The organism is Pseudochrobactrum sp. sp1633, assembly GCF_030376605.1.
GTDB lineage: Bacteria > Pseudomonadota > Alphaproteobacteria > Rhizobiales > Rhizobiaceae > Pseudochrobactrum.
Genome location: NZ_JARRAE010000023.1, coordinates 23,289 through 30,078, shown reverse-complemented (window position 1 = coordinate 30,078; position 6,790 = coordinate 23,289). Strand labels below are relative to the sequence as shown.

General features: G+C 51.7%; 9 protein-coding genes and 1 pseudogene. 1 reads left to right on the top strand and 9 read right to left on the bottom strand.

The window, feature by feature from the left end:
• From P8H26_RS16740 to P8H26_RS16730, 3 genes and pseudogenes are all read right to left on the bottom strand, one after another.
• Positions 1 to 226 (bottom strand): annotated as a pseudogene (locus P8H26_RS16740) (transporter); the annotation flags it as partial.
• 86 nt (positions 227 to 312) lie between these two features.
• Positions 313 to 1,338, bottom strand: coding sequence for an RcgR family putative quorum lactone hydrolase (locus P8H26_RS16735; protein WP_289634270.1), 1,026 nt, complete (start codon positions 1,336 to 1,338; stop codon positions 313 to 315).
• Complete coding sequence (locus P8H26_RS16730; protein ID WP_289634267.1) at positions 1,328 to 2,899, bottom strand: RcgA family putative transporter; 1,572 nt, start codon at positions 2,897 to 2,899, stop codon at positions 1,328 to 1,330. Before P8H26_RS16730 ends, P8H26_RS16735 begins: the two co-directional genes overlap by 11 nt.
• Positions 2,900 to 3,172: 273 nt before the next feature.
• On the opposite strand from P8H26_RS16730, the gene P8H26_RS16725 reads away from it, so the two are divergent.
• Positions 3,173 to 3,430: a hypothetical protein gene (locus tag P8H26_RS16725; RefSeq protein WP_289634266.1), complete on the top strand. Its 258-nt coding sequence runs from the start codon at positions 3,173 to 3,175 to the stop codon at positions 3,428 to 3,430.
• A gap of 29 nt (positions 3,431 to 3,459) precedes the next feature.
• Here the strand turns inward: P8H26_RS16725 and P8H26_RS16720 are convergent, their stop codons facing one another.
• The 6 genes from P8H26_RS16720 to P8H26_RS16695 all read right to left on the bottom strand — a co-directional run bounded on the left by P8H26_RS16720 (position 3,460) and on the right by P8H26_RS16695 (position 6,708).
• A complete protein-coding gene (locus P8H26_RS16720) occupies positions 3,460 to 3,732 on the bottom strand; it encodes a hypothetical protein (protein WP_289634265.1) in 273 nt (90 codons plus the stop codon).
• 182 nt (positions 3,733 to 3,914) lie between these two features.
• Positions 3,915 to 4,469 (bottom strand): hypothetical protein, encoded by a 555-nt coding sequence (locus tag P8H26_RS16715; protein WP_105529528.1) that lies wholly within the window; start codon positions 4,467 to 4,469, stop codon positions 3,915 to 3,917.
• A 12-nt stretch (positions 4,470 to 4,481) separates the two neighbouring features.
• Complete coding sequence (locus P8H26_RS16710) at positions 4,482 to 4,871, bottom strand: hypothetical protein (RefSeq protein ID WP_289634269.1); 390 nt, start codon at positions 4,869 to 4,871, stop codon at positions 4,482 to 4,484.
• A gap of 6 nt (positions 4,872 to 4,877) precedes the next feature.
• On the bottom strand, positions 4,878 to 5,567 hold the full coding sequence (locus tag P8H26_RS16705; protein ID WP_289634264.1) for a thermonuclease family protein: 690 nt from the start codon (positions 5,565 to 5,567) through the stop codon (positions 4,878 to 4,880).
• Positions 5,564 to 6,103: a thermonuclease family protein gene (locus tag P8H26_RS16700; RefSeq protein ID WP_289634263.1), complete on the bottom strand. Its 540-nt coding sequence runs from the start codon at positions 6,101 to 6,103 to the stop codon at positions 5,564 to 5,566. Before P8H26_RS16700 ends, P8H26_RS16705 begins: the two co-directional genes overlap by 4 nt.
• On the bottom strand, positions 6,100 to 6,708 hold the full coding sequence (locus P8H26_RS16695; protein WP_105529524.1) for a hypothetical protein: 609 nt from the start codon (positions 6,706 to 6,708) through the stop codon (positions 6,100 to 6,102). The genes P8H26_RS16700 and P8H26_RS16695 overlap by 4 nt, the downstream gene beginning before the upstream one ends.
• Between the last annotated feature and the right edge of the window lie 82 nt (positions 6,709 to 6,790).

Here is a 6,790-nt window from a genome sequence, read left to right as displayed (position 1 = left end):
GTCCCCCACCGACTGGTCCGTCCCACGGACTGCTATCTCTGACGTTATTTAGCTTCCTGTTTGGCATGACATAGATGGAGGTCGCCTCCGTGGCGAACCGATCCGGATTAAACAGAAGGTCTATGTTATAGCCGCCACGTTCCAGTCCGCCGGCAGAAACCTGACCTGCCATTCCCAATACAACGCAGCTCGTACAAAGCAGGGCCTTCAAAGGCAGTTTGACCATTAATTCCCCTCAGAGAATGGTGAAATTGATCCCCTTGATTAGGGCCAGCCCCCTGCCCTTGATGATGAATATTTACAAAGGTTAGGTCATGTCCGAAGATCTGATTTGCCCGACTGCGACAAAAACCGTTGTAGATTAATTCCGGCGAAAATTATGTAGGGCGGAATTGCCAGTGAATAGTGACCACAGTTCAATTGCAAAACATCCAGTTTTGCGCCGGCATTATTCAGACTCTCCAACAGAGAAAATGACAACTCCGTCAATATAACCTTGTCTCTTTTTGCCAAAACAATCTGAATATCCAGATCAGGGCGAGCGAGACTGTACACATAATTCCCCAGATCGAGCGGTGCCCACGCCCTGCGCAGATGAGACAGGTCTATCGTGGACTCAAAGCTCTCGCGTATGGCTCGCGTTGCTCGCCCGGTCCAGACCATTTCGGCCAGACTGCCGCCTGTGAGGAACAGCGAGGCTTTCCTAACGTTGGTATCATGTGCGGCGACCAGTCCTGCGACCCATGAACCGAGGCTCATTCCGAGTACGGAGATTTCTCGATATCCTTCGCTTTTCAGCCAACGAATGAGCTTCTGTCCATCCCACACGGCCTGCCGTAGTGACTGGATCGTTCGGCCTAAATTCGCGCTAAGCATATAATCGGCGTAGTCCGATCCCGGGCGGCTCCGTTCAAAATGATAGGGCATAGCGATTTCAACAACCGTGATGCCTCTTTTCGAGAAATAATTCGCGATCTGACGATTACGGGATCTGGCATTCCAATGGTGAAAAATCACCAGTGCCTTGTCCCGCGAGCCGCTATCGGTAATCTTCGACCAGACCACGTTATTTTCCGCAACGTCTGTCGAAATGTCAGATGGAAATTTGAGGAAATCCCCTGCCCGCTCAAATTCAGTATCGTTGCTAAGTGGCGCTCTGAAGAACGATGGCGTGGCGACGGCCTGTTCCCCGAGCTTGCAGAATTCATCGATATTGCAAATATTTACAGCGCTGGGAAACGCGAGCTCTGCATCAAGAGTGACGGCCGTTACTTTTTTAGCGTCTTCTCCGCGTCGCGCCCGTTTCTCATCCCATCGATCAAACCAATTATGAAACACTTTGATTGCTAACCTCACTCGCACGCCCGCTCCCGAAGGCCGGATCAAATAAGCCGTAAATAGCGATTAGGAGCCCGGCAAACATCAGGACCGTAAAGCCGGAAAACGCGTCGATAGACAAATAGCTTGCGAAAAGCAGCGCCACAACTGCGGTCATTTTCCAGAGTGCGACTTTAAAATGACTTCCAGATCCAGCACGGGTCACACCATATAGAAAAACAAAACAGGTCGATATTGCGATGAGTAGGCTGCTGTAGTGTGTCGGCATCCGATAGCTAATGCGACTGTGCACATCTGTTCGCTCGAAGAAGATCGATGAAAGGTCGCTAATCACCCATGCAACGATGCTTCGGCCATTTGACGCCAGATAAGAGCTTTGCAACTTCATGACGGTAGCAATCAGCATACCTAAGAGTGTGCAGCGGAAAACCCACAGCATAACCCAAAACCCGGTATCGCTTAGATCGCCCGCGTCCAAGAGGATCCGTGATTTTGCCGCGCTGCGGATTTTCCAAAAGTCATTGATCACAGAATAAAGCAGAATAAGACCGGCGAAAAAAAGATAAAACGATAGGCACATATAGAGGTAGGCGAGCGCCGTGAAAAAGATCGCAACAGGTATCGTTACGATTTCAGGCCGGACTATCGCGACTGTGCCCCAATCGATCGCGTAATTACCTCCGCCTTTGATGAGAGGCATCAAACAGACGCCAATCCACTGGAAAACACCCGCAAATAATAAGCATATTAGGAACACTGCCCAGAATGAACCGGATGAAGCATCAATAATTCGCTTCCATGCGCTGTCGCTGTCCTCGATTGCGCCATCGACAAGCCCCCTCCGTTTTTCGTGCTTCCACGAATTCACCAGTTCAAAAACAAATGCCAGGAAGAGCGGGAGGAATACCATGAACACTAATGTCCAGTTCGCCGCCCAAAGGAAGCCGACCTGCTTGATGACGCCATCGGATCGGGTGAACTTAACGTTGTGAATGCCTATGATGAACGAAAGGAATCCAAGGGCGGACATTCCGGCAAAAACAGAAGCAGACAGATTCAGGGGAGAACCTTCGCTGAAAAGCTTCTCAGACTGTCTGGCTAGGTTCCATCGCTTGCCATCGTCATCGCGTACGGAATCCGATCTTGCTATTCGAGCTGCCCCCCGGTCTGGCTCCGATGGCCCAACACTTTCGGCCCTCTTCATCTCGCGTCTTTTCGCCACCAAACGGGACTGAGCCGCGCTAAGCTCCATAATCCATTCACTTCTGGCAGCCGAGTTACCGCAGCTTAGAACTCTCGCCAGCAAACCGATGTTGGTAGTGCTTATGCCTTTCTCATTCTCCTGAAACCAGAGCTGTACAGTCCGTAGATCAACGCCGACGCGCTTGGGATCGACAAGCGTTATGGCCTCCGCAAGTAGCTCCGGCGTCCAGGGACCAGTGCGAGCGCCGTCGCTGCCGAGCGGGCGACCTGCGCCCTCAGCGGCAATACGCTTGAACAATTCCTTGAAATCGCTCCCATCTTTTGGTGGAACGAAAAAAAACTTTCCGTTTTTTATCAATCTCTTACCGGCTCAAATTTCGTTGCGTTTCGCTTCGTTTCGTTTCGTATCCTAGCGTGCAAGATACCTTAATCAACGTTTTTATCATTTAGATTTTGGGATGGCTGTTTCGACAGAAATTGGTGCATGGAGGTAAGAAACTGAGCATCGTACAGTAAGAAGTACCCGATCTTCTAATGAGTATGCTTCTTGCTGCTATCAACTATGCGTCAGTTTTGAGAATTGCACTTATGAGCTTAACCCATCTTCTGAAAATGACTTTCGGAGGCCATTATGGATGCAATTGGGAATGCGATAAGTTGGGACAACGAAAACGGCGGCGTTCCAGAATGTAACGCTGGCCCGACGAAACGACTGCTGGAACTATCGTCTTTGGCTGACGACCCGCGCCGGATCGTTGATTATGAGCCGCAAGATGTAGATGACGCAATCGGCAAACTGGTCTATCTCGCAGCCTCAATTATCTCAGGACGGCTAACCCTCGCGAAAAACGAAGTGGCCACAGTTTTGAAGAGTGTCGAAAATATCTAACTGAGATGGAAGCCCGCTCGCGGGCTTCATTATTTGCGGTCTGTCGCAATCCATTCGCCAGATGATTGATCCTTGGCAAATCCAACCGTCCTCGCAATAGCTTGCGCTGACGAATTTTTTTTGACGTTGGTAACGCATTCGACCATGCCATTGGCACCGTCAACAGGCCAACAATTCGCTAGTGAGACGGAAAGCTTTTCAAGTTCACTCCTATCCCACAAAAGCGGATTTTTATCTTCCAGTTTCCTCACGGCAATCAGTGCTTCAGCTTGAGTTGGTACATCGAGTTTAGCGCTCGACACTGGCTCATCTGGAACGGGACAAAGTATCGGGTCGGCGTTGATGGCCGCAACTATGTCGGCCTTAGCCAGTGCTTTTGCGTTGCTCGTAGAGTTGGAGACTGCGAACCAAGTACCGCCCGCACCGACTGCGATGCCGCACTAGCAGCCAGTGCGAGAAGTGCGTTCTGATTCATTAGAGCTCCTTAAAGTTTCAGGTTGAACCAATAGCGCCCCTTAAGACCTTGATAATCGGGAATGTCAAAAAAGTAAGGGTCTTTTCGCATAGGCCGAGCAATGGAGACGACCTTTCGACAACTATTTCCGCGATCCGAGTTGCCAATGTCTCGATATTGAACATCCTTGTATTGCTGAAGTTCTTTGTTCTGTTCCCTGATCTTGTTGGTGCAGGTGTTGATTGTCTTTTCGCAGCGGTTCGACAGCATTGCGCCGCGATCACTCATATTGCTGGCTTCCTTGAAACCAGATGGACAATCCTCGTAAGGCTGATATCCGGGTTTGCCAGACTTTGCCTCGTGGCAAATGGGCCATGAGAAACCCGGTTTTGCCATGGCCTTGATCAGTTTGGTCATTGGCGGGACACAATAAGGGACGCCATGCCACGAAGGGTTTGAGGATGCTGCGCACAAAAGAACCTGGCAACCCCAAGATGGCGTGCCTCCCGTGTCTTGCGCAATTGCAGCGGATGGCGTCCCGGCGATAGTGCCTAGGCCAGCGAGTGCAAACAGAAGCTGCTTCATTTCAGGTCATCCTCATATTGTAGCGGTTGAAACCAACCCGGTAGGCAACATGTCTCGGGCGTGGAAAGGGGACCGTGTGATGAGATCTCCGGCCGCGTAGCTGCATAGGGCGATAAGTGTGAACGCAGAAAACCAGTAAATTCCAACTCGATAGACCAAGAGCTGATTTGGTATGTCGCGGCATACCGCTGGATAGGCAAAGACGCCGATCAAGAACGCATCGAACGACATTTGCCGTTGTTCGTGGAAAAACAGCGATATGGTGAGGAAAAGGGCCGCGATTATGCCGTGGACCCACCAGATTTTCGACGACGGGATGAAAAGCAAAAACGATAGCAAGATGGCCAGCAACAAGCAGGCCATGGGATCGCGCGCGAAATTTTGCGCAATATGAGCGATCACCGCCAACTATCGGTCTGTCCTTCTTGGTTTTCTGCGCGCGTCGGCAAACGTAGGAGAGATCTCGCTTTTGCGATCTACGAGCAGGTTGAAATCCGCGATTGGCTGACGATCGAGCGTTTTGTCGGCGGCCTTGCGCCGCCACTCATTCATATCCAGAACATAGGTCGCCCACATGCCATATCGCGCCGACATGGCGGCACGCTGATAGCCTAGATATTGAGGGGGGCTGAGGTAGGGTGCATCCACCCTCGCCCAACCCACGCGAAGCATTTCGAGAGCTAGGTCGCGTCCCCGTGATGTGCATCTTGCTCGTGCCATGCCTTCAGCATCATAGCCGACGACACCGCAGGAGACCGCGGACGCCCCGATCGTTCTTTTGAGCCAAGCTTTGGCAAAGGGGCCACAGGGTACAGGCGGCGGTGCTTTCGTGACGTCCCTGTTCGTCCATGTCGGATCAAGCGCCCATTGAGGCAATTCGCACGCGTCAATATCCGCGAGCCGAACTCGTTGGGCATAAGTGGGAAACCAGAGGGTCCGACCATCAATAACCGCGACACGACCCTTGAAGATTGGAAGCGGTGCCGGCTGGCTAGGCTGAACCGGTACGCTGGCAGCTGGCGCGCGTTTAATAGCATCAGCTGCGAATGCTGGTGTCGATGCAAGGGCAAATGAGATTGCTACGATCAGATATTTCATTGTTGGGCATTCCTCGTCCGTTCGTTTGCCGATTTGCTCAACAGGATGGCAGGATGCTGAACGTCTTCGAATTGCCAGAGGCCTGCCCGCTTCTCACGAGCTTCCTGTTCGGCCACTGCGTATGCTGGATAGTAGGGAAGCCCGTCAGCCTTCAGCGCGGCAAAGGCATAGCCGCTCGTAATCAACACCGTCGCTAAATCAAGGCGATTTCCGCCGATTGTGGCGTAGCAAATGACATAAGAAGTATCGGCAGTTTGTGCTACGGGAGCGCACACCGGTTTGGTGTCTTTGATATAAGCGGCGAATACGGCAAGCGACGCCTCACCGCAGTCCTTCTTGTTTCCGGTCGTATCAGTGAAAGCAGTTCCTCGAAGGCATGACTGAACACCATAGAGGCGATAGCGCTGGCCTTCTGAAACCCACGTATCGCCAGTTTCCAAAGTAACGCCCGGCTGGAGGTCGAAATATCCCTCCCGGGCTGCAAAAGCCGTCGTCGATAAAAGGACCATGCAGAGCGATAATAGGGCTGGCTTCATTGGGCCTTCACCCGCGGATCGGCCCACATACCATAGGAGCCGTCTTCTCCAATCTTCTGCGCGTTCTCCAGATCGGGACGCTCTAGCTTCCCATCTTTCGATTTCGCAATGCGGAGCGCGCCAAGAGAGAGCAATTGCTCTTCGAGCATATCAACCGTGTCCAGGCTCCCGGGGTAATTGTAATAGCCGTAGCACGTCACATTTTGTTTGGGTGCGCTCTCTTCACTTACAAATGCCCGACAAAAGAGAACCTTCGGCGACTGCAACATGATCTGCAGCTGTTGCTTGGCGTAGTCAGTGCAAGAACCAGCAAAATCATCCTTGCGATTGACCATTTCGCCTTTGCAGGCTTCTAGCCCGTACAGATTCAGAAGGGTCTTATCATCAACCCGAAATTCGGTCGGTGAAGTTGCCTTATAGCCCGAGGCGGATGCAAACCCCTTCCGAGCCGTAACTTTTCCGTCGCCGTCATAATACTCAATGACAAGCACGGTCTTCCCCGGCGATGCCAGCGACTTGATGTAGTCCTTGTTGATTGCAGGCGCGGCGATTGCGGCTGTTGCCAACATACAACTACTCATTGCGATTGCGATGGTTCTCTTCATTCTCTAGCCCTTACCGTCTTGCTTATTCGTTTTCCCTGTTCATAGGGGGTTTATGATTTGCGAAAAAGCATGTATCACTTAG

Bases quoted from the DNA above. Each gene is read 5' to 3' on its own strand.
- P8H26_RS16725 (WP_289634266.1), top strand. From the start codon at position 3,173: ATGGATGCAATTGGGAATGCGATAAGTTGGGACAACGAAAACGGCGGC.
- P8H26_RS16715 (WP_105529528.1), bottom strand. From the start codon at position 4,469: ATGAAGCAGCTTCTGTTTGCACTCGCTGGCCTAGGCACTATCGCCGGG.
- P8H26_RS16705 (WP_289634264.1), bottom strand. From the start codon at position 5,567: ATGAAATATCTGATCGTAGCAATCTCATTTGCCCTTGCATCGACACCA.
- P8H26_RS16700 (WP_289634263.1), bottom strand. From the start codon at position 6,103: ATGAAGCCAGCCCTATTATCGCTCTGCATGGTCCTTTTATCGACGACG.
- P8H26_RS16695 (WP_105529524.1), bottom strand. From the start codon at position 6,708: ATGAAGAGAACCATCGCAATCGCAATGAGTAGTTGTATGTTGGCAACA.